The organism is Phytohabitans kaempferiae (assembly GCF_042433955.1).
Taxonomy (GTDB): domain Bacteria; phylum Actinomycetota; class Actinomycetes; order Mycobacteriales; family Micromonosporaceae; genus Phytohabitans; species Phytohabitans kaempferiae.
On record NZ_JBHLUH010000023.1, the window covers coordinates 46,710 to 68,164 of the forward strand.

Genomic DNA, 21,455 nt, shown 5'->3' on the forward strand with positions numbered 1-21,455 from the left:
AGGACCACCGATGACCGACTCATCCCGCGAGCCGCACTTCGTGCAGTCCCTGGAACGTGGGCTGGCGGTCATCCGTGCCTTTGACGCCGCACATCCTGAGTTGACACTCAGCGAGGTGGCCCGGGCATGTGCCCTCACCCGGGCCGCCGCCCGACGTTTCCTCCTCACTCTCACCGACCTCGGCTACGTCCACAGCGACGGCCGGATGTTCCGGCTTAGCCCTCAGGTCCTGGAGCTGGGTTACGCGTACCTGTCCACCATCGGCCTGCCGGAAATCGCTCAACCACACCTGGAACGGCTGGTGCAGGAGGTACACGAGTCTTCCTCCGTCTGCGTGCTCGACGGCGACGCCATCGTATACGTCGCCCGGGTGCCGACCAGACGGATCATGACGGTGTCGATCACCGTCGGCACCCGCTTCCCGGCCTACCTGACCTCGGTCGGCCGAGTCCTGCTGGCCCACCTGCCGGAGCAGGAGATCGAACTCCACCTCAAGCGCGTCCCGTTCGAACGGCCCACCTCTCGCACTATCGCCTCGGCGTCGCTGCTCCGGAACGAGCTGGGCCGGATTCGCGACCAGGGGTACGCAATCGTCGACCAGGAACTGGAAGAGGGACTGCGTTCGGTCGCCGCACCGATCCGAGACCGCAACGGCAGCGTGGTCGCGGCGGTAAACATTCCGGCACACGCCAGCCGCAACTCCATCGAGTCGATCCGACGCGACCTGATACCACCGCTGGTGGCCGCAGCTTCTCGCATCGAGGCCGACCTCCGCCTGCTACCACACATCGGCACCGCGCGCGGGTGAGTCGGCGGCGGGCCGGTCACAGCAGGAATCTCGACGTACCCGTCGGTTGCCGTGCACGCGGATCCGCTGCCTGTCCCAGATCAGCCGGGTGGTGTCCTCGACGCTCACGACGGCGGGTAGGCCGTACTCGCGGGCGATTACCGCGCCGTTGGTCATCTGGCGCCGACCTCCGTCGCCAGGCCCGCGATGCCGAGGTACAGCGGCGACCAGTTCGGGTCGTGTAGGCGGTGACGAGGATGTCGCCCGGCTCAAGGTCGGCCCGCGCTCTTAATCCGCGGGTTCGCGGTTCGAGCCCTTGGCGGCGCACCATCTGCGAGCGGGCTGTATAGTCATTGGGCTATACGGCCTCGATCCTTGTGGGGCGTCGGCGGGGCGTATGCGGGACGCCCTGCTGTGGCCGTTCTTCCTGCCGGATCGCTTGCGGCGTCGCTGTTTGGGTCGGCGCGTGGGTTCGGGCGCGGCGGTTTTCTGCGGAGCGGTTCGATGACGGTGGGTTGGCCGGGGTTGCGGGCGGCTGCGGCCAGGACCAGCCGGGCGGTGGCTTCTGCGGTCTTCAGGTTCAGTTGGTGCAGGACGCTGGTGTAGGTGTCGGCGGTCAGCACGATGCTGGTGTGGCCGACTTGTTCCTGCACGGTTTTGAGGTCGACTCCGGCGCAGCGGGCGCGGGAAGACGCGCATCGTTGACCAGCCGCCGATCCTGCGTCACGTCGACCACGCGAGCCGTCAGGAGCTCGAGGGACTGTTTGCGCAGTATCGCTCGACCGTTCGCGAAGACATCGCCTACCTGTTGGCCCAGTACCGGCTCGTCGACTACGCGCTGAGTGTCGTCGGCGTTGGCACCCGCTGCTACCTGCTCGCACTGGAAGGGCCGAGCGGGGACATGCTGTTCTTGCAGGCGAAAGAAGCCAGCGCTCGGTGCTGACCAGCCACGGCGGTCGCGCCACCACCATCCCAGGCGACGAGTCCTCATTGATCAAGCCGCCACGCCGCGTCAACAACGCTCGTGGTAACTACAGCTAGAGGCCGCCAGTGTGGAGCGGGCGGTTGGATGAGCTGCTGCCCGAGCTGGTGACCACGCCGGTGGTCGCCGCGCGGACGATCGCCGCGTCTGACGATGGCCGGCGTGGCCGTCGGGTGGCCGCTGAGGTAGATGGATGCCGCGCCTGGGACATGCGGTGCCGCGTGTCAGGCGGCTGAATCGGTCGATGGCGAGCCGGACCATGGCGGTGTTGGTGTGCTCGGCTGTCGCATCTCCGGTCAGCGTCGCCGCACCGTCCAGTGTGGACAGACTACCAGGCGGTATGCGGTTCATGTCGACCGCGACAGCCCGGTACCCGGGCTCGGCGAACAGGTCGGCGCAGGCACGTCCGATGCCATGCCAGATGTGGCGCCGGTGAACACGACCACCGGGTCGGTCACGAGGGTCGGTCCCAGCTGATCGAGGGCGGCAGCTTCGCCTACCGGACCAAGCGGAAGAACGAGAAGACCGACGGGTTCGAAACCGGCGTGATCGCGCACGGCCCGGACGCCGAGATCCTCGCCGCCCGATCAGGGCAGGTCAGGGCTGGCGTCTGGCGCGCAGTGCCTTGCGTGCTGGCTCCTGGGGAACTATCTTGTCGATGGTCTTTATGAAGAACAAGCGTTCCTATATAAGAACGGAGTCGCCCAATGTTCGACATGGTCGTCCGCGAGGGTGTCCTTGCCTACTTCTCCAGCGAGCACTGGGCGGAGACGTTCAAAGCGATGCAGCGGGGAGCCAGTAACCGGCACCTCCACACCTACGCTCAGAGCGCGATTCATCCTCGAGACCTGATCCCCGTGTTCCGGGCGTTCTTCGAGAACAGGGGGTTCGTGCAGCAGCGGCGCATCGTGCTTCACGTGCAGGACCGTGGGTACGCGAATATCTACAACATCCACCCCCGCACTGACATGCCGCACTCGGAGGTCTATCTCCGGTTCAACGACCAATCGATCCTCGAGCCGTCCGCCGTCGACCCCAACCCCGACACGAGCCTCGAATACTGGGACGACGAGTTCATGGCCAAGGTCTATGAGCGTCATCCGTGGCGGGATCCGAGTCCGTCGGAGGAAGAGGAGATCCGGGCATACTTCCACAGCAGGCACTGGACGCAGGCCTACGAGTACCTGATGGAGCTCGGCGCCTTGCACTGTCACGTTCCGGTCTGGACTTCGATCTCGCCGGAGGCGTTGGTCCGCATCGGCACTGAAGAGATCCGACGAGACGGATTCGATGTCGACAAGGCGGTCGCGGTGGTGTTCAACAATCTCGGCCGCGAGACGGGAAAGAACGTCTACCTGTCGCGATCGCCGGACATCACCCTCGAACTCGAATGGGCGTTCCGGGAGTCCGTGGTGATCGAGCCTCGCCACCCACACGTGACGCTTCGGATCGATGAGTCCCGTGAACAGGTCCACCTGGATCCTGTTCCCTACTTCCGGCTTCGCCCAGAAGACATCGAGTGGCTGAAGGAACGGGTCTGACCGTGGATCGGTCGTTCGACGTCGCCGTCGTCGGTCTCGGCAATATGGGCCTGGGCATCGCGCTGAATCTTCGTGACTCGGGCTACCGGGTCGTAGGTGTCGACCCGCGCGGTGCGGATCTCCCGGTCGAAGACCTCGAAGTGATGGACCACGTGGGTGCCTGGCTCGACGCCGAAGTCGTTGTGCTCTCGCTGCACCCCGACGTCACCGGCGAAGTCGTCCGCGCCGTGACCGAGCTCGACGGCCGCCCGTCGGTCGTAGTCGACTGCGGCACTGGTACGGCAGAACTCTCCAATAGCCTCGCTCAGGCGTGCACGGGGGCCGGCATCACCTACGTCGAAGCACCGGTCAGTGGAGGGCCGGCCGCTGCCCGAAACGGGACGCTGGCCATCTTCGTGGGCAGCGAGGAGGCGTTGTCCGAGGTCAGCAAAGGAGTGGTCGATGCGATGGGCGCTGCGGAGCGTCTCGGTCCGGTCGGTGCTGGACAGGAGGCGAAACTGATCAACAACCTGCTGGTCGGTGCGGCCTTCGCGGCCGTCGCGGAAGCATTCGCCCTCGCACGAGCTACTCAGATCGATACCAACGCACTGCTCACCACGCTGACACGCGGTGCTGCTGACTCCTGGGTTCTTCGGGACGCGTGGCCGCGGATGCTCGCGGGGGATATCGCGCCGAGAGGTACAGTCGAGCTTCATCGGAGAGACCTTGGGCTCGTCGGAGACCTTGCCGCGAACCTGGGGGTGGAGCTTCGGCTGAATCCGGCAGTTGCCGAAATGTTCGGTTCAGGCCTCGCAGCGGGACTCGGTCCTTACGCCCAACATGCGCTGTATCTACTTTGGGACGAGGGGGCGGTTCCTTCGCCGGTGGTCGGAAAATGACTGCCACGTCGTCGACGTCCGATGCGATTGGCCAGCCGCCGGGCGTCGTGGTCCCCGTTGACAGGCTGCGGGCCTGCGTTCTTCGCGCGTTGGCTGGTTCCGGGATCGGTGCGGATGCGGCTGCCGCCCAGGCCGACATGCTGATCGAGGGCAATCTGCGCGGCCGTCCGTCACATGGCGTCCAACGCCTCCCTACGCTGATCCAACGGATACGAGCCGGCCTTGCCCAGGCGACGCAGAAACCGGACCTGAACTGGCGCACGGAATCGCTGCTTGTCGTCGATGGCAGGCGTGGGCTGGGGCCGGTCGTTGGGACTGTGGCGTTGAAGGCGGCCATCGAGCGATGCCAGGAGTCTGGGGTCGTCATCGTCGCAATGCGCAACGTCAACCATCTCGGCATGTTGGCGCCCTACGTCGAGAGCGCCGCGCGTCAGGGGCGGATCGGGATCGGCTTCACCACCAGCGAGGCGCTCGTACACGCGTGGGGAGGGCGCGAGCCTCTGATCGGAACCAACCCGATCGCCGTCGGAATCCCGGGGGCTCCGGAGCCCGTGGTGCTCGACATGGCGACGAGTCAGATCTCCGCCGGTCAGATCATCGACCACCGCGCCCGCGATTTGCCCCTGCCGGTGGGCGCGGCTGTCGACCGTCACGGTGTGCCCACTACGGACCCTGAACAGGCTATCGAAGGTGCGTTGAGTCCGTTCGGCGGTGCGAAGGGTTACGGGCTTGGCTTGGCGATCGAGCTCCTCGTTGCCGCGTTGACCTCTACGGCGACAGGCAAGAAGGTCCTAGGCACGCTCGACAGCGATCACCCGAGCTCCAAGGGAGACGTCTTCGTGGTCGTCGACCCGGCCGTCGCCGACCCGGATTGGAACCCGGACCGATTCGCGGCCTATCTCGGACAGATTCGCTCGTCTGGGAGCACGTCCGAAGACGTGTTGATTCCGGGCGACGGCGCCCGGGCGCGTCGAGCGCGCGCTATGGCCGATGGCATCACCCTGCCCACCGATCTTTGGGCAGCCATTCGAGAACTCGCCGCGGGGGAAGACACAAGGAGGTGACACCCCCATGACGCTCAGTGTTGTCCGCAGCCCGTCACAGGCGTTCCTTGGCGAGCAGACGCGATTCCTGGTCGGTCGCTTATGCCGGCCGTTCGGCTCCCGAGTCCTCGTGATCGCTGATCCTGCGGTTGCTCAATCGGCAGCATTCGGCGACATCGTAGCCGCTCTGAAGGATTCTGACCTCGTCATCGAGTTGTTCACCGAGATACGTCCGGAGTTGCCCGTCGCCGACCTCGTGGCGGCGGTGCAGGTCGCCGAGGCATTCGGGCCGAGCGCGCTCGTCGGCGTCGGAGGCGGTTCCGCGATCGACCTCGCCAAGCTCGTCGCCGCGATGACGACACACGGCGGTGCACTCGAGGACTACTACGGCGAATCCCGCCTTCCTGGCCCGTCGGTTCCGGTCATCGCCGTGCCGACGACCGCTGGCACAGGGACGGAATGCTCGCCTGTCGCCGTGGTGACTGACCCAGAACTCGGCGCCAAGGTGGGGGTGTCGAGTACGCACCTCATCCCACGGGTCGCGGTCTGCGATCCGGTGCTCACCCTCACTTGTCCCAGGGCGGTGACCGTGCATTCCGGGCTCGACGCGCTCTCTCACGCCGTCGAGTCGTTCACCGCGCGGCCGCGTGCCGACGGCGAATGGGACCCCGTGACCGATGTCTTCATCGGCAAGAACGACGTCACTGACGACCACGCGATCACTGCGCTCGGGCTGCTCGCCGGGAACCTGGCTCAGGCCGTGGAATCGCCCGACGACATCGCTGTACGTGACCGTGTGATGCGCGGCAGCTTTCACGCAGGTGTCGCGTTCAGCCACGCAGGCAACGGGCTGGCGCATGCACTGCAGTACCCAGTTGGTAGCGACACAGGCACGTCCCACGGCCTGGGGGTCGCCCTTCTCCTGCCTTATTGCCTCGCCGACGCGCGGGACGCGCTCAGCGATGAGTTCGTCCGCATGTCGGTCGCAGTCGGTATCGAGCCCGATCCTGCCGGTAAGGCGTTTCTGCGCTGGTACGACGACCTCCTAACAGTCCTTGACATGCCGCGATCTCTCGCTGAGATCGGCGTCGAGCCTGCCGACCTGCCAGGTCTGGCCCGTCGCGCGTCCACCGGGACCCGCCTGCTCAGAAATCACCGCCGCCCCACCGACGAGCCGAGCCTGGTACGAGTGCTTGAACGCGCTTGGGAGGGCGACCATGGCTGAGCGGACCCAGGCCACGGCAGACGTTCATCACGAGCCGGCCGATTCCTCGGGAACGCCGCTCACCGGGACATCCGATGCGGTGAGGCGCGACAGAGGAGAACGCCGGTTGCGTAGAGGCCATCGGTCGCTCTGGCGAATGGCCGCAACACGCCTCGTCGCGCTCCCGGCGTCGCTCTTCGTCTTAGCGACCATCTGCTTCTTCCTGGTCAGCCTGATGCCAGGTGATCCGGCCGTTACCATCGCCGGCCAGAACGCAGCGCCGGAAGACATCGAAGCAGTGCGGTCCCGGCTGGGAATGGACCGCTCGTTGTGGGATCAGTACACCTCCTACCTCGGTAGTATCCTGCGGGGAGATCTCGGCCAGTCGTACTACAGCAATCAAAGCGTCGCCGAGGAACTCTTCCGGCGACTCCCGGCCACCCTCGAACTCATCGTTCTCGCGCTGGCCCTGGCCTCAGTCGTGGGGTTCGGCATCGGAGCCTTCGCGGCCTACCACCGGGGACGTCCGCTCGACGGCGCTGCGCGCACCGCGGTGACCGTCGTCCAGTCCATCCCTGATTTCGTACTCGCCCTCTTCTTCATCTACGTGGGCTTCTACCTGCTCGGAATCGCTGCCGCCCCCACCGGGAGACTCCCAATCGGCGAAACGGGCTTTGAGCCCATCACGGGGTTCGTCCTCATCGACGGCCTTCTGCTCGGCGACGCTCACATCCTGAACAGTGGAATCGCACGACTGACACTTCCCGTCCTCACCCTCGGAATCGTCTACTCCGCCTACTTCGCCAAGACGACACGGGCCGCGCTGTCCGCTGGCCTGGCAAGTCGACAGGTCGAGTTCGCCCGGGCATGCGGCCTGCCCGAACGCCAGGTGCTGCGGTACGCCTGGCTGCAGGGCCGGCCACCCATCATCACGTACTTCGCTGTACTTCTCGGCTTCCTGATCGGAGGCGCGGCCATCATCGAGACGATCTTCGCGTGGCAAGGCGCCGGCCAATGGGCACTGCAAGGAATCCTCAACAAGGACGTCCCCATCATCCAGGGATTCGTCCTCTTGACCGGAACGATCACCATCGTCATCTATCTGGGCCTCGATCTCCTACTAAACGCCATCGACCCGAGGACGAAGAAATGACGAACGCAGCAGCCGACAGAGTGAGGCAAGGCGGCCGGCTACGGCGCGCCCTGAACCGCGGATTCGCTCGCAGACACCTCGGTGTCGTCCTCGGCGGGACGGTGATCGTGGCGTTCGTGCTGGCCGGCGCGTTCGCGCCGCTGCCCTACAATCCCGTGGTCCCGGACGCCGCGGTCATCCTCCTGGGACCCAGCGCCGACCACTGGGCGGGGACAGACGGATCTGGCTTCGACGTCTTCTCACGAACCATCGCGGCCGCGGCCAACGACATCCCGACCGCCCTGCTCGGGACCCTGGCGTCGCTGGCGGTCGGACTGCCACTCGGCCTCCTGAGCAGTACCAACGGCCGCTGGTCGGACGCGTTCATGCGAGGGCTGGACGTCTTCCAGTCCTTCCCGATCGTCATCCTCTCCATCGTGGTGGTGACCATCTTCGACGACGCGATCACGGGGGTTATTGTCGCCATCATGATCATCAATGTGCCCCGCTTCGCGCGGCTCGCCCGCTCGGAGGCCGTCGTGCTGCGGCAGACACGGTTCATCGAAGCGGCACAAGCAGTGGGTGTGGGCACTCCGCGGTTGCTGCGCAAGCACCTGCTGCCGAACGTGTTGCCGGTAACGCTGGCCCAGACCTCGCTCGCCGCGGCGCACGCGATGGTGGTCATCGCCGCCCTCAGTTTCCTCGGTGCGGGCGTGACACCGCCCGAGCCGAGCTGGGGCTACATGATCCAGGAGGGAGCTCGGGCGATCACGATCGGAGCCTGGTGGGTCAGCCTCATGCCGGGTCTTGCGATCTTCATCGTGATCATGAGCTTCAATCTTATCGCCGATGGATTGCTCCTGGCCTCGGAGCGGAGTGACCTCGAATGACTCACGAACTGCAAACACCTGTCCTGTCGGTTCGCGGACTCACGACCGTCTTCGAGCGTCACCGTGAGCGCTCGGTCGCCGTCGACGATGTCTCTTTCGATGTGCCGGCTGGATCCTCCGTAGGGATCATCGGCGAGAGTGGCTGCGGCAAGTCGACTACCGTTCGCTCGGTGCTTGGTCTGCTCGACCAGAACGGCCGCACCGTCGCCGGAAGCGCGAGGTTCCAGGGGACCGACCTGCTCAAGTTGCGACCGCGGCAGTATCGAGAGATCCGGGGCCGCCGGATCGGATTCGTTTCGCAGAACCCTTTCGGAGCGCTCAATCCTGTGCTGCGCATCGAAAAGCAGTTCCACAACGTGATCAGCGCCCACCGGAAGACCACCAAGAAGGCATCGTATGAGCGGGCGGTGGAACTGCTCGAGGCGGTTGGCTTGAGCGACCCAGAGCGGGTGGCGCGCGGATACGCTCATCAGCTCAGCGGCGGCATGGCGCAGCGCGTCGTCATAGCCATCGCACTGTGCCTTGACCCCGACCTCGTCGTCGCCGACGAACCCACCACCGCACTCGACGCCACCGTTCAGGTGCAGATCCTCGACCTGCTGGCGAAGGTCGTCACCGGCGCTGGTCGATCACTCCTGATCGTGACGCACGATCTCGGAGTCGTGGCTCAGTACTGCGCCTCGGTCGTGGTGATGCATCACGGGCGCGTCGTGGAGACGGGACCGGTAGACCGGGTGCTGGTGACGCCTGATTCTCCGCACGCAGCCAATCTCCTGGCTGCGGTCAAATCGACGGCGCTTCAGGTGGAGGGTAGCGCGCTCGGTGGAGAGGGTCGGGAACCGGAAGGCGGAGGTGAATGATGCCGGTCGTCGAAGCAAGATCCTTGCGCAAGAGCTTCCACACTGCACGGGGCGTCACGGTGGCAGTGGACGATGTCTCGTTCACGATCGAGGAAGGCCGCACGCTCGGACTCATCGGTGAGAGTGGCTCGGGCAAGTCCACGACGGGGCGCCTCGTGCTGCGGCTGCACGACCTCGACGGTGGCAGCGTGCATGTCGACGGCACCGAACTGGGCAGCCTGTCCCGCGCAGAACTGCGGGCCAAGCGTGCCGCGATGCAGATGGTGTTCCAGGAGCCGTTCGAATCGCTCAATCCTCGGATGACGATCGGCGAGATCCTCGCCGAGCCGCTGCTGGTACACCAGCGCGATCTGACTCGGTCCGCACGTGAGGCGAGGGTGCTGCAGATGATCGAGGAGGTAGGGCTCGACCCGCTGCTAGCACAACGCCGGCCCCGCAGTCTGAGCGGCGGACAACAGCAGCGAGTCGGTATCGCTCGCGCCGCGATCAACAATCCTCGTTTCCTCGTCCTCGATGAGCCGACGTCATCTCTCGATCTGTCCGTTCGTGTGCAGATCCTCGATCTCTTGGCGAGATTGCAGGACCGCCATGGCATGGCCTATCTCTACATCTCGCATGATCTCGCCACCGTGAACCACATCGCCCACGACGTCGCGGTCATGCACCACGGCCGGATCGTCGAGGCGGGCAGCACCGAGACGGTGCTGAGGCAGCCGTCAGATCCCTACACGATCAAGTTGCTGGACGCGTATCTCAGCCCTGACCCGCGCATACGGCGGCGGCGCTATGACGACCGATCCTCCGTCGCATGACACATCTGTCCCGAGGTGACTGACAATGATCAGAACAGTGCGATCCGTTCTGCGTCCGGTCGGTGCCGGTGCCGTCGCCCTGCTTCTCCTGGCCGTCTGCGCGTGGCCAAACGTGGGTTCCGGCGACAGAACGTCCGCCAATGGTGAGGGCTTCGTCTACCTGACGCCGGCTGTCCCTCAACAGTTGGACATGTGGAACCAGTTCGAAGGGGACGGTAGCCGGATCGTGGGCTACGAAATGGGCTCCACGCTGGTGACACCGGATTCTGCCGCGATGCCGGATGCGGCTTGCGAGGAGCTACCTGGCACGGATGACCTCGAGCCCGGACTGGCCAGTGGCTGGACCGTCACGGAGAACGCCATCGATTTTACGATCCGTGAAGGCGTCCTGAGCGCCGCCGGCAACGAGCTGACCGCGTACGACGTGGAGTGGAGCTTCGAGCGCACGTTGGAGAACGGCGCCAACGGGACCTTCTCGGCCGGCCTGGCCAACTTCCGCGCAGAGGACCCTTACGAGGCAGTCGACGAGCGGACGTTCAGGGTGCACACGAACGGCCCGGTGACCATGAGCGTGGCGATCTTCCAGTATCTGACCTTCATGGTCCTGGATTCGGAGGAGGTGAAAGCGCACGCCACTCCTGACGACCCGTGGGGCAACGCCTACCTGCAGACCCATATACCCAACTTCGGGCCATGGGCCATCGAGTCGTTCACCCCAGGAACAGAGATCGTCTGGCAGCGGAACCCGAACTTCTGGAATGCGGAGAACGCGGGCGACTACGGACGCTTCATTCTTCGCGCGATGCCGGAGTCGTCGCTGCGTACTCAGGTCCTGCAGGTCGGCGAGGCCGAGTACGCCGAGAAGCTGGACTTCGCGGACTACTCCTTCCTTGAGAAGTCCGATGACGTCGACGTCATCAGCTGTCTCAGCAACTATCGCGACACCCTCGTCCTGAATCAGGCGACCGCGGAGCTCGCAGACCCACGTGTCCGCAGGGCCATCTCGCTGGCGATCGACCGCGATGTGCTCGTCCAGGGCCCGTACCGCGGCTACGGGTTCCCCGCCGACCACGGCGTGAGCCGGGTCTACCTCGACGGATCCGCCGCAGGCGCGGTCGAGTTGGATCGTGAGACGGCGAAGGAGCTCCTCGCGGAGGCCGGATACCCGGATGGCATCGACCTCGCGTTGACGATCAGCTCATCACGGCCGGGCGCGCACGCCCAACCGGTCGCCGTCCAACTGAAGGACCAACTGGCCAAGGTCGGTATCGACCTGACCCTCGAGGTCATAGGTTCGGCCAGCCAGTTCATCAATCGGTTCAACAAGGCCCAGTACGAGCTCATGCTCTACATGGAGCCACCACCAGTGGCCGACCTCTATTATCAAATGAATCTATACAACGCGAGTGAAAGCTATCAGAACACCTTCGGGTACCACGAGGCAGCCTTCGAGGAGGTTCTGGCGCAGCTTCGCCTCCCCTTGTCGGAAGCGGACTATGCGGCCGCTCGAGACCGGATGTCCGAGATTTCAGCCGACACGGTTCCAGTGGTCTATCTCGTTGACCGCGCGAATACCCATGCGTTCGCGTCTTCGGTGGACGGATATGTGAACTCGCCGACTGGAACGGTGAACGTATGGGCGTTGCGCAGTACTGCCGAATGATGATCGCGAAAGGGGAACAGATGACCATGACCGGTGGCCGAATCTGGCCGGACCTTCACCCACAGGCTCAGCGGTACCTGGACGCGCAAAGCGCGGGGGAGACGCGAGCGCCGCACGGCGGCAGCGTGGCGGCGGCGCGGGAGGCCCAGATCGAGGCGACCAAGCGGCTGGGCTCCGGGGCGCCGGACATCGGCTCGATGCGTGACCTCACGGTCGGTGGTCCCGGAAGCGAGGTCCGAGTGCGCGAGTACCGGCCGGCGGATGCGCCGGCCAACGACGCGCCGGCGGTCGTCTACCTGCATGGTGGCGGCTGGGTTGTCGGCGACGTGGACACCTACGATGAGCTGTGCATCCGCATCGCCAACGCCAGCGGGGGCGTGGTCTACTCGGTCGACTACCGGCGGGCTCCGGAGTGCCCCTATCCCGCAGCGGCCGACGATGCCGAGGCGGTCGTCCGCTGGCTCGCTGGCAACCAATCCGCAGCGGGCGTGGATCCGAACAGGATCGTGGTCGCGGGCGACAGCGCTGGGGGAAATCTGGCAGCGGTCGTGGCGCTGCGGCTACGTGACCAGCCGCTGCCCGACGGTGTCCGGCTCGCCGGACACCTACTCTTCTACCCGTGCATCGACGCGAGCCTCTCCACCGAATCGGTGGAGCACTATGCGGATGGGTACTTCCTGACCAGGGCTGGAATGGAGTGGTACTGGAATCACTACTGTCCAGACCCGGCTACCAGGATGTCGCCGGACGCATCCCCGATCAACGCCGTGTCGCTGGCCGGGCTTCCGCGGCTGGCAGTCGTGGTGGCATCTCATGATCCCCTCCGCGATGAGGGCTTCCAGTACGCGGAACGCGCCCGCGACGAGGGCGTGGACACCGTCTTCCGCGAGGCCGTCGGCCAGCTGCACGGTTTCATTCGCTGGACGGCGATCGTCGACGAGGCAACCGACACCATCGAATGGGTCGGCGAGCTCTTCCGGTCATGGTGGGGCGCGGTCGACAGCGACGGCCAGAACAGGGCCGGAGAATGACTACCAGGCATCCTGCCTCTCTCCGGAGGCTCCAGGAGCGGAACGGATTCGACTGGGGCCGCGAGCTCAACGACCCGCGCCGGCTGATCACGCGATACGAGCGCTTTTGCCGTAGAGAAACCTGGCTGGAGGGATTCTTCGAGGCCTTTCACAGGGGCGAGCTCACGGTCGATCCGGTGGACTTCGTGGTATCCGCACTTCGTGACCCGCAGGCTCCCGAGGTCGTCGTCTGGGACTCTGGGTGCGCCAAGCTTGGCCCGCTACGTCCCTTCGTGATTCCTGGCGGCCTCCTCGACCTGATCGTGTTCTCTCGACCGGACAGGCACGCATCGTTCAGTGATTCGGTGCATCGCGTGAGCTATGAGCAGCCCTGCGTGGTGATCGGCGGTCACACGGTCGAAGCCGCCGAACCGAGCGCAGCCGGGACCCTCGAACTGTCGTCGGCATACGTCTCACGCTGGACGGTCCTCGATGAGCGAGGCGGTGCGTGGTTCCCCGACGATCAACCGCACCGCTACGACGCTCAAGGTGTTCCGTATTTCTACGGACGGGCGACAACGGTACGGGTCCCGAGTGGGCCCACGCGTGTGCGCGTGGCGCGCGGCACCGAGTTCAAGGCCGTCGAGCAACTGGTTGACATTGCGCCCGATCGGACGATTGAACTCTTCGTCGAACCCGAGCGCATCCACAACGGATTGGCGCGCGGCTGGGCGAGTGCCGACCTCCACGTCCACCTGAACTACTCAGGCGACCATGTCAACGACATCGCGCGTGGACGGGTGGTGCGACAGGGGGAGGGACTGCACGTGATGAACCTCCTCGCCGCGAACTGGAACACTGATCTGATCTACGACGACATTCTGCTCACCGAGACCTTGCAGGCCAACCACGCGGACGACGACGGCACCGTAGTCGGCGTGGAGTACCGCAACAACCTGTACGGTCACATGACGGTGCTCAATCCCGATGCTCGACCGGAGCGTTTCCACACGGGTCATCCGCGCGCCACCCACGACGTAGACTGGCCGCCGAACTCTCAAGCGGCCGGCGCTTTCCGCGAGGGCGGCGCGTTCGTCACCTATACGCACCCCTTCCTCGTCGATGTCGCGGCCGCAGGCGGACTGGACGAGGTCTTCTCTCGTGCGCGGGCACGATCCTGCGAGGCTAGGGCGCTGGTGGTGGATGCGCCGCTCGGCCTGGTCGACGGCGTCGATGTCGTGGGCGGGCCGAACCACATCATCGGTTCAATGGAGGTCGTACGCCGCCTCTACAACTGCGGACTGCGCTTTGCCTTGACTGCGGGGACGGACGTGTTGCTGTCGTTCAGCAGTGCCTGGGGCGAGTTGTCGAATCCCCCGGGTTGGTTCCGCGCGTACGCCGAGATCGGTACAGAACAGCCGACGAGCCGACGCTGGCAGCAGGCGGCATCGGCCGGACGAACGTTCGTGACGAACGGACCATGGCTCGAGCTGACGGTCAACGACGTGGGGATCGGAGGTTGCGTCGAGGCCGGCCCAGGGGCGAGGCTGCAGGCGAAGGCCGAAGTGAGCGGCGCCGGGCTGGAGGAACTGCTCATCGTGGGACCCGACGGGCCGCTCGCCCGCTCGGAGATCGTCTCGGACGATGGCGCATCGTTGAGCGTGGAGCTCGCGGTCGAGTCCCCGACCTGGCTCGCGGCGACGGCACATGGCGGGAAGCGTGCCACCTTGTATGGCGACCAGCCTTCGGTCTTCGCGCACACCAGCCCAGTGTGGGTTCGTGTGGACGGGCGAGAGATCGCGCGCGCCGACGACGCGCAGTGGTGCCTGGACTGGATTGCTCGATTCCAGGAGCTGGTTCGCGCAGACGGCCGCTTCTCCGCGGAAGCGCAGTGGGATGACTTCGAGGCCGACTGCTCTCGGGCGACGCGTTTCTATGCTGCGATCGCAGGACGAACTACCTGAGCGCAGCGCTCACTCGACGACCCATCTCCTGGACCGTACGCCGCGCCGGGTAATCGCCGTCCACGACCATGGAATCGCGCAGCCCCGTCACGCTCACAGCGGCGATGACTTTGCCCGCTGCATCGACGACGGGCGCGGCGACGCAGACCACGTTCGGGTGTGACTCCTCGTCGTCCACGGCGAACCCGTTGGTGCGGGCAGCGATCACCTGCTCGCGGAGGATCGCGGGGTCGGTGACCGTTCGGAGGGCCAGCGGCTCGAAGGTCATGCCGCCGATCCACGAGTCGAGCGCATGATCGGTCAACCCGCTCAACAGAACCTTGCCCATAGCCGTAGCGTGAACCGGAAGACGACCACCGACCCGCGTGACGATCTGGATTCGGGTCTCTGAGTCCTGGACCTTGTCAACGTAGAAGACGTGGTAGCCGTCGAGGATGCCCAGGTTGCAGGTACAACCGGTCGCGCGCGACGTGGCAAGTAGCTCGGGACGGCCGGCCTCGATGAGTGCCTGCGTGATGTCGACCGCAGTTCCCAGCTCGAACACTCGCAGACCGAGCCGATAACCGCGATTCTGGTCGGGCACAAGGTAGTTGATGCTGACCAGGCTCTTGATGAGCGAATGGGCGCTCGTCTTGGGGATGTCGAGCTCGTTGACGATCTCAGCGAGGCGGACCCCGCGCCCGGCGGCTCCGACGTATTCCAGGATGTGCAGCGCCCTGGTGGCGGATCGGACCGAACTCGATGCGTCGGCGCCACCGGAGCCCGTCAGGGTGCTGGGGTGATCTTCCCCATCTGCAGAGTGCACACCAGCAGGATAGTCCGACATGATGGCTTGCCGATCACGCTCGCCAGACGGTCTTGAGGTTGCAGAACTCTCGAATGCCGACGGCAGCGAGCTCCCGGCCGAACCCGGAGTCCTTGATCCCGCCGAACGGCAATTCTGGGTATGACACCGTCATGCCGTTCAGGAAGACCGCTCCGGCATCCAGCGCCGAGACGAACCAGTCCTGCTCATCGCGATCGTTGCTCCACACAGCCGAGCTCAGCCCGAAGGTGGTCTGGTTGGCGATCCGGACGGCGTCCTGCCGATCCTGCGCCCGATAGACCGAAGCCACGGGCCCGAAGGCTTCCTCGCCGACCAAACGCATCTCGCTGGTCAGGCCGGTGACGACCGTGGGCTGATAGAACCACCCCGGGCGGTCCGGTGTAAAACCCCCGACAAGGACGGTCGCGCCCTTGGCAACGGCGTCGTCGACGAGCTCGGCGAGTTCGTCGCGGCCACCGCGGGTCGCTAGCGGGCCGACATCCGTCGCCTCATCGAGGGGATCGCCGACGGTGAGGTCGGCCATGTGCTTGACGAAAAGCCGGAGGAAATCGTCATGGACATCCGTGTGCACGATAAATCGCTTACCGGCAATACAAGACTGACCGTTGTTCGCCACTCGTGCGCGCACGGCCGTCTCCGCGGCAGCCTCAAGGTCGGCGCTCGGCATGACGATGAACGGGTCGGAGCCGCCGAGCTCGAGCACCGTCTTCTTGATCGACCTGCCTGCCGCCGCTGCGACCGAACGGCCGGCAGGCTCTGAGCCGGTCAGCGTCACGGCCGCAACCCTGCGGTCCGCGATCACCGCTTCGACGTCTCGTGCGCCGATGAGAAGTGTGTTCAGCGCGCCTGCCGGAAAACCGGCTCGTTCGAAGAGCGTGTCCAGGTAGATCGCAGACCGCGGGACGTTCGAGGCGTGTTTCAAGAGGCAGGCGTTGCCGGCCATGAGTCCGGGCGCGGCAAATCTCACGACCTGCCAGAGCGGATAATTCCATGGCATGACGGCGAGTACCACGCCGATCGGATGGTAACGAGCGAACGCCTGCGATGCGTTGACGGCCGAGGGATTTGCGAGGTGCTCGTCGGCGAGGAATTCGGCCGCGTGATCGGCGTAAAACCGCAGCGTCTTCGCGCACTTGTATACCTCCGCGCGCGACTGGGCGATCGGTTTCCCCATCTCGACAGTGATCATTCTGGCGGTGTCCTCGGCGTCACCTTCGAGGAGCTCGGCGGCCCGGCGCGTCCATCGTGCACGGTCCTCGAACCCGGTCACGCGCAACTCCAAGTGCGCCTGGGCGGCCTGCTCTACACGACGCTCGATCTCGGCGGCGTCATGGGCTTCGAACTCGTCCTCGCGGACGCCGGTAGCGGGGTTGATCGTTGCCAGCACCATGCGGGGGAGCCTACAGGACGATCGCTCAGTTGTTCATCCTTGGGTACGAGCGTTCCAAATGGAGAACGCTGGCCTTGGTGGCAGGGATGTCGACGAGATCTCAGGAAGACGTCAACGGAGCCGCCGACGGCCTGATTCTCAGCTCAGAGGCCAGGTGTGAAGGGCCGTCAGGGCAGCCGGGGGCGATGACCCCGGCGACAAACGGGCGGCGGCCGATGTAGAGTCCCTGCCATTCAACTTCATATCGCGCCGTCACGGCCCGCGCGGGAGAGTCCTCGCCCCACACAGGGTGAGGCGCCGAAGGAGCAAGACTCCCCAGAACTCTCAGGCACGAGTACCGCGCAGGCCAGGCGACTCTGGAAAGTCAGGACCCAGTTCGTCCTGCGCCCACGGTGCAAGCTGCTGACAAGGCGGCGAAGCTCTCAGGTACCGATGACAGAGCGGGGAGGTGACCAGGTATGGCATCACTGTGTCGTGGTGCCGGACAGAGGGAGCCTCCGACGTGGCCGCGATTCTTGAATCCGACGCTGCTCAACCTGCTTTCACCGCCCGCCATATCGGCATCTCTGCCGGTGACCGGGCGACGATGCTGGCCGAACTGGGCTTCGGCACGCTCGACCACTTGATCGATGCAGCCGTTCCAGCCGCCATCCGATCCACCCGCCGGCTGCGATTGCCACAGCCTGTGCCGGAAGCCGATGTGGCGGCGGAACTCGCCGAACTGGCCTTTCGCAACCGAGTGTCAGTGCCGATGATTGGGTTGGGTTACTACCCGGCTATCACGCCGGCCGTCATCCGTCGCAACGTGCTACAGGACCCAGCGTGGTACACCGCCTATACGCCGTATCAGCCGGAGATTAGCCAGGGTCGGCTGGAGGCGCTGCTGAACTTCCAGACCATGGTGGGCGACCTCACCGGTCTGGCCATTGCCAATGCGTCTCTGCTCGACGAGGGCACTGCCGTCGCCGAGGCGATGATGTTGATGCGGCGTGCGTCGGGGTCGTCGTCGCGGCTCCTGGTCGACTCCGACACGCTGCCACAGACGCTCGAGGTGCTGCGCACGCGAGCGGCGGCGATCGGGGTGGAAGTCGAGCTCATCGACGTGACGGACTTGCTGCCCGGCGGCGAGTTCTTTGGTCTCGTCATCTCCTATCCCGGCTGCTCGGGGGAGATCCGCGATCTGGCTCCGCTCGTCGTACAGGCGCACGAGCGTGGGGCCCTGGTGGCGGCAGCCACTGACCTGCTGGCTCTCACACTGCTCACCCCACCGGGAGAGTTCGGGGCGGACATCGCTGTCGGCTCCGCGCAGCGCCTCGGCGTCCCGCTGTTCCATGGAGGTCCACACGCCGCGTTCATGGCGGTGCGCAAAGGGCTCGAACGGCACCTGCCTGGCCGACTGGTCGGTGTCTCCGTCGACGCCGCCGGGAACCCGGCATACAGGCTGGCACTGCAGACACGTGAGCAGCACATCCGGCGCGACAGGGCGACCTCCAACATCTGCACCGCGCAGGTTCTCCTCGCAGTGGTGGCGTCGATGTACGCCGTCTACCACGGCCCGGCCGGGCTGACCGCGATTGCGCGCCAGGTCCACGACCATGCGACGGCACTGGCCGCCGGGCTGCGGGCTGCTGGGCATGCAGTCGTCACCGAACACTTCTTCGATACGCTCACGGTGCGTGCGCCGGGTCGTGGCGCGGCTGTCGTGGACGCGGCACACGAGGCCGGTCTGCTGCTCCGGCTGGTCGATGCCGATCACGTCGCGGTCGCATGCTCGGAGATCACGACGGCCGAGCACATCAGTTCTGTGCTGGCCGCATTCGGCGCAACCCCGTGTGCCGCGCGTCAGGAAACGGCCGGCGGACTGCCGGAACGGATGCGCCGCCGGTCCGGGTTTCTCACTCACCCGGTCTTCCACGAGCACAGGTCGGAGACCGCGATGCTGCGCTACGTGCGCCGGCTGTCCGGCCGCGACTTCGCCTTGGACCGCGGCATGATCCCGCTGGGCTCCTGCACGATGAAGCTCAACGCGACCACCCAGATGGAGGCCATCGGGTTGGCCGGGTTCGCCGACCTCCACCCGTTCGCGCCACCGGAAGATGTTGCCGGGTACACGCGGCTGATCAGGCAGCTGGAGACGTGGCTGGCTGAGATCACGGGGTACGCGGCCGTATCCGTGCAGCCCAATGCCGGCTCGCAGGGTGAACTGGCGGGGTTGCTGGCGATTCGTGCGTATCACCGCGACCGCGGCGAGGCCCGGCGGGACGTGTGCCTCATTCCCGCCAGCGCGCACGGCACCAACGCCGCCTCGGCCGTGCTGGCCGGGATGCGCGTGATCGTCATTGCCTCTCAGGACGACGGGGCCGTCGACCTGGCGGATCTTGAGGCGAAATGCCGCCAGCACGCGGACGAGCTGGCTGCGGTGATGGTCACCTACCCATCGACCCATGGAGTTTACGAGGACGGCATCTCCCGGCTGTGCGACCTCGTCCACGAATACGGCGGTCAGGTCTACGTCGACGGCGCCAACCTCAACGCTCTGCTCGGTGTGGCCAGACCGGGTGAGTTCGGCGGCGACGTCTCCCACCTCAACCTGCATAAGACGTTCTGCGTACCGCACGGTGGCGGCGGGCCGGGCGTCGGCCCCATCGCCGTCGCCGCACACCTGGTGCCGTACCTGCCCACCCATCCGCTTCACCCCGATCCCCGGCGCCGCCTCGGCGCCGGCACGATCAGCGCGGCGCCGTACGGATCGGCCGGCATCCTGCCGATCGCTTGGGCCTATATCAGGCTCATGGGCGACGCGGGCCTGACCGAGGCCACCAAGGTGGCCGTGCTCAGCGCCAACTATCTCGCTCGACGGCTGTCGCCCTCGTTCCCGATCCTGTTCGTCGGAGAGAACGGCTTGGTCGCCCATGAATGCATCCTGGACCTGCGACCGTTGACGGCCGCGACCGGCGTGACGGTCGACGACGTCGCCAAGCGACTCATCGACTTCGGTTTCCACGCCCCGACGATGAGCTTCCCGGTAGCAGGCACCCTGATGGTGGAACCGACCGAGAGCGAGGACCTCGCCGAGCTGGAGCGCTTCGTGGAAGCGATGGTGGCGATCCGCCGGGAGATCGACGAGATCGCGGCCGGGGTCGTGGCCGTCGAGGAGAGCGCACTGCGGCACGCGCCGCACACAACGGCGGCGGTGACCGGCGACGAGTGGAGCCGCGGCTACACCCGCGGACACGGCGCCTTCCCCACGGGCGCGTCGCCGGACAAATACTGGCCGCCGGTAGGCCGGATCGAGCAGGCCTACGGCGATCGGAACCTCGTCTGCTCGTGCCCGGCACCGGCCACATTCGAGAGCTGAGGACGCTGATGTCGAGGTACACCCCATTGACCGAACTCCACGAGGAGCTGGGGGCTTGGTTCACCGACTTCGCCGGCTGGTCGATGCCGGTCCGGTACGGATCGGAGATCGCCGAGCACGAATCGGTCCGCGAACGCGCTGGCCTGTTCGACCTGTCGCACATGGGGGAAATCGAATTGACGGGTCCCGAGGCCGGCGCGTCGCTCGACCATGCCATCGTCGGGCACGCGTCGAAGATTGGGATCGGGCGTGCTCGGTATTCGATGCTCTGCGCCGACGACGGCGGCGTCCTCGACGACCTCGTCATCTACCGCCTGGCCGACGATCGCTACCTCGTCGTTGCCAACGCAGGCAACGCGGCGGTGGTGGCCGCTGCCCTCCAGGACCGTGCTGCCGGTTTCGACACCTCAGTGCGCGACACCTCCGACGAGTGGGCACTGATTGCCGTCCAAGGACCGGCGGCGGCCGCGATCGTCGAACGGCTTACGTCGGTCGACCTGTCCGCGCTCCGGTACTACGCGATCACGACCGGATCGCTGACGGGGTGCGAGGTGCTGCTTGCCCGGACCGGCTACACCGGGGAGGACGGGTTCGAGGTGTACTGCCGCCCTGGCGACGCTGCCCGGATCTGGGCTGCTCTCACCGAAGCGGGCTCATCGGACGGCCTAATCCCCGCCGGTCTCGCCTGTCGTGACACGCTACGGCTCGAGGCGGGAATGCCGCTCTACGGACATGAACTGAACCCGGAGGTCACGCCGTTCGAGGCCGGACTCGGTCGGCTCGTGGCGTTCGACAAGCCAGGTGACTTCGTCGGCCGCACGGCGCTGGCTCAGCGTCGTGACGAAGGCGCACGTCAGGTCTTGGCCGGCCTGGCGTCGGCCGGTCGGCGCGCGCCGCGCAGCGGTTACACGGTGATCGACCCTGCCGGTGGGGTCGTCGGCCACGTGACCAGCGGCGCGCCGTCGCCCACCCTGGGCCACCCCATCGCCATGGCGTACGTCCCAGTCGGGCTGCATGAGCCCGGAACCAAGCTGCTCGTCGACATCCGCGGCAAGAGGGAAGCCGTCGTGGTCGTCCCGATGCCCTTCTACCGCCGTCCCTGACCCGTACCCAAG

At 66.0% G+C, this 21,455-nt stretch carries 19 protein-coding genes and 2 riboswitches; of the genes, 15 read left to right on the plus strand and 4 right to left on the minus strand.

The features are described from left to right. The first annotated feature begins 10 nt into the window (after positions 1 to 10). Entirely contained in the window at positions 11 to 808 is a 798-nt protein-coding gene (locus tag ACFFIA_RS15345) for an IclR family transcriptional regulator domain-containing protein (protein ID WP_377251385.1), read from the plus strand. Here the strand turns inward: ACFFIA_RS15345 and ACFFIA_RS42520 are convergent. Continuing rightward, positions 779 to 964: a PEP-utilizing enzyme gene (locus ACFFIA_RS42520; protein ID WP_446686969.1), complete on the minus strand. Its 186-nt coding sequence runs from the start codon at positions 962 to 964 to the stop codon at positions 779 to 781. The genes ACFFIA_RS15345 and ACFFIA_RS42520 overlap by 30 nt on opposite strands. A gap of 173 nt (positions 965 to 1,137) precedes the next feature. Next, complete coding sequence (locus ACFFIA_RS15355) at positions 1,138 to 1,440, minus strand: hypothetical protein (protein ID WP_377251387.1); 303 nt, start codon at positions 1,438 to 1,440, stop codon at positions 1,138 to 1,140. 65 nt (positions 1,441 to 1,505) lie between these two features. Between ACFFIA_RS15355 and ACFFIA_RS15360 the strand changes: the two genes are divergently transcribed. The 12 genes from ACFFIA_RS15360 (at position 1,506) to ACFFIA_RS15415 (ending at position 14,766) form a co-directional block, all read left to right on the plus strand. After that, a complete protein-coding gene (locus ACFFIA_RS15360) occupies positions 1,506 to 1,730 on the plus strand; it encodes a DUF2252 family protein (RefSeq protein WP_446686970.1) in 225 nt (74 codons plus the stop codon). Between the two features lie 746 nt (positions 1,731 to 2,476). After that, positions 2,477 to 3,310 carry a hypothetical protein gene (locus ACFFIA_RS15365; protein WP_377251389.1) on the plus strand — a complete coding sequence of 278 codons (834 nt, stop codon included), beginning with the start codon at positions 2,477 to 2,479 and terminating at the stop codon, positions 3,308 to 3,310. Continuing rightward, on the plus strand, positions 3,289 to 4,188 hold the full coding sequence (locus ACFFIA_RS15370; RefSeq protein ID WP_377251391.1) for an NAD(P)-dependent oxidoreductase: 900 nt from the start codon (positions 3,289 to 3,291) through the stop codon (positions 4,186 to 4,188). The genes ACFFIA_RS15365 and ACFFIA_RS15370 overlap by 22 nt, the downstream gene beginning before the upstream one ends. Continuing rightward, a complete protein-coding gene (locus ACFFIA_RS15375) occupies positions 4,185 to 5,252 on the plus strand; it encodes an Ldh family oxidoreductase (protein WP_377251393.1) in 1,068 nt (355 codons plus the stop codon). The genes ACFFIA_RS15370 and ACFFIA_RS15375 overlap by 4 nt, the downstream gene beginning before the upstream one ends. Positions 5,253 to 5,259: 7 nt before the next feature. Continuing rightward, positions 5,260 to 6,456, plus strand: a complete 1,197-nt coding sequence (locus ACFFIA_RS15380) for an iron-containing alcohol dehydrogenase (RefSeq protein ID WP_377251395.1) — start codon at positions 5,260 to 5,262, stop codon at positions 6,454 to 6,456. After that, positions 6,449 to 7,588: an ABC transporter permease gene (locus ACFFIA_RS15385; protein WP_377251397.1), complete on the plus strand. Its 1,140-nt coding sequence runs from the start codon at positions 6,449 to 6,451 to the stop codon at positions 7,586 to 7,588. Before ACFFIA_RS15380 ends, ACFFIA_RS15385 begins: the two co-directional genes overlap by 8 nt. Positions 7,589 to 7,695: 107 nt before the next feature. Further along, a complete protein-coding gene (locus tag ACFFIA_RS15390; protein WP_377251399.1) occupies positions 7,696 to 8,457 on the plus strand; it encodes an ABC transporter permease in 762 nt (253 codons plus the stop codon). Further along, positions 8,454 to 9,317 (plus strand): ABC transporter ATP-binding protein, encoded by an 864-nt coding sequence (locus ACFFIA_RS15395; RefSeq protein ID WP_377251401.1) that lies wholly within the window; start codon positions 8,454 to 8,456, stop codon positions 9,315 to 9,317. The genes ACFFIA_RS15390 and ACFFIA_RS15395 overlap by 4 nt, the downstream gene beginning before the upstream one ends. Further along, on the plus strand, positions 9,314 to 10,129 hold the full coding sequence (locus ACFFIA_RS15400) for an ATP-binding cassette domain-containing protein (RefSeq protein ID WP_377251403.1): 816 nt from the start codon (positions 9,314 to 9,316) through the stop codon (positions 10,127 to 10,129). Before ACFFIA_RS15395 ends, ACFFIA_RS15400 begins: the two co-directional genes overlap by 4 nt. A 25-nt stretch (positions 10,130 to 10,154) precedes the next feature. Continuing rightward, a complete protein-coding gene (locus ACFFIA_RS15405) occupies positions 10,155 to 11,792 on the plus strand; it encodes an ABC transporter substrate-binding protein (protein ID WP_377251405.1) in 1,638 nt (545 codons plus the stop codon). 239 nt (positions 11,793 to 12,031) lie between these two features. Then, a complete protein-coding gene (locus ACFFIA_RS15410; RefSeq protein ID WP_377251407.1) occupies positions 12,032 to 12,823 on the plus strand; it encodes an alpha/beta hydrolase in 792 nt (263 codons plus the stop codon). Positions 12,824 to 12,999: 176 nt separating this feature from the next. Beyond that, a complete protein-coding gene (locus ACFFIA_RS15415) occupies positions 13,000 to 14,766 on the plus strand; it encodes a CehA/McbA family metallohydrolase (protein ID WP_377251409.1) in 1,767 nt (588 codons plus the stop codon). On the opposite strand, the gene ACFFIA_RS15420 is transcribed toward ACFFIA_RS15415, so the two are convergent. Both ACFFIA_RS15420 and ACFFIA_RS15425 read right to left on the minus strand, forming a co-directional pair. Then, positions 14,759 to 15,571 carry an IclR family transcriptional regulator gene (locus ACFFIA_RS15420; protein WP_377251411.1) on the minus strand — a complete coding sequence of 271 codons (813 nt, stop codon included), beginning with the start codon at positions 15,569 to 15,571 and terminating at the stop codon, positions 14,759 to 14,761. The genes ACFFIA_RS15415 and ACFFIA_RS15420 overlap by 8 nt on opposite strands. Before the next feature lie 34 nt (positions 15,572 to 15,605). Then, entirely contained in the window at positions 15,606 to 16,982 is a 1,377-nt protein-coding gene (locus ACFFIA_RS15425) for an NADP-dependent succinic semialdehyde dehydrogenase (RefSeq protein WP_377251413.1), read from the minus strand. Between the two features lie 254 nt (positions 16,983 to 17,236). Next, positions 17,237 to 17,332: riboswitch (glycine riboswitch) on the plus strand. Continuing rightward, positions 17,333 to 17,431: riboswitch (glycine riboswitch) on the plus strand. A gap of 53 nt (positions 17,432 to 17,484) precedes the next feature. Here ACFFIA_RS15425 and gcvP point away from each other — a divergent pair. Continuing rightward, positions 17,485 to 20,340 (plus strand): aminomethyl-transferring glycine dehydrogenase, encoded by a 2,856-nt coding sequence (gene gcvP, locus ACFFIA_RS15430; protein ID WP_377251415.1) that lies wholly within the window; start codon positions 17,485 to 17,487, stop codon positions 20,338 to 20,340. Positions 20,341 to 20,348: 8 nt separating this feature from the next. After that, positions 20,349 to 21,443, plus strand: coding sequence for a glycine cleavage system aminomethyltransferase GcvT (gene gcvT, locus ACFFIA_RS15435; protein ID WP_377251417.1), 1,095 nt, complete (start codon positions 20,349 to 20,351; stop codon positions 21,441 to 21,443). Positions 21,444 to 21,455: the final 12 nt, after the last annotated feature.

Excerpts from the sequence above, each read along its gene's own strand:
- ACFFIA_RS15400 (WP_377251403.1), top strand. The coding sequence starts at position 9,314 with ATGATGCCGGTCGTCGAAGCAAGATCCTTGCGCAAGAGCTTCCACACT.
- ACFFIA_RS15365 (WP_377251389.1), top strand. The coding sequence starts at position 2,477 with ATGTTCGACATGGTCGTCCGCGAGGGTGTCCTTGCCTACTTCTCCAGC.
- ACFFIA_RS15385 (WP_377251397.1), top strand. The coding sequence starts at position 6,449 with ATGGCTGAGCGGACCCAGGCCACGGCAGACGTTCATCACGAGCCGGCC.
- ACFFIA_RS42520 (WP_446686969.1), bottom strand. The coding sequence starts at position 964 with ATGACCAACGGCGCGGTAATCGCCCGCGAGTACGGCCTACCCGCCGTC.
- ACFFIA_RS15405 (WP_377251405.1), top strand. The coding sequence starts at position 10,155 with ATGATCAGAACAGTGCGATCCGTTCTGCGTCCGGTCGGTGCCGGTGCC.
- ACFFIA_RS15375 (WP_377251393.1), top strand. The coding sequence starts at position 4,185 with ATGACTGCCACGTCGTCGACGTCCGATGCGATTGGCCAGCCGCCGGGC.
- ACFFIA_RS15345 (WP_377251385.1), top strand. The coding sequence starts at position 11 with ATGACCGACTCATCCCGCGAGCCGCACTTCGTGCAGTCCCTGGAACGT.
- ACFFIA_RS15425 (WP_377251413.1), bottom strand. The coding sequence starts at position 16,982 with ATGGTGCTGGCAACGATCAACCCCGCTACCGGCGTCCGCGAGGACGAG.
- gcvT (WP_377251417.1), top strand. The coding sequence starts at position 20,349 with ATGTCGAGGTACACCCCATTGACCGAACTCCACGAGGAGCTGGGGGCT.
- ACFFIA_RS15380 (WP_377251395.1), top strand. The coding sequence starts at position 5,260 with ATGACGCTCAGTGTTGTCCGCAGCCCGTCACAGGCGTTCCTTGGCGAG.
- ACFFIA_RS15395 (WP_377251401.1), top strand. The coding sequence starts at position 8,454 with ATGACTCACGAACTGCAAACACCTGTCCTGTCGGTTCGCGGACTCACG.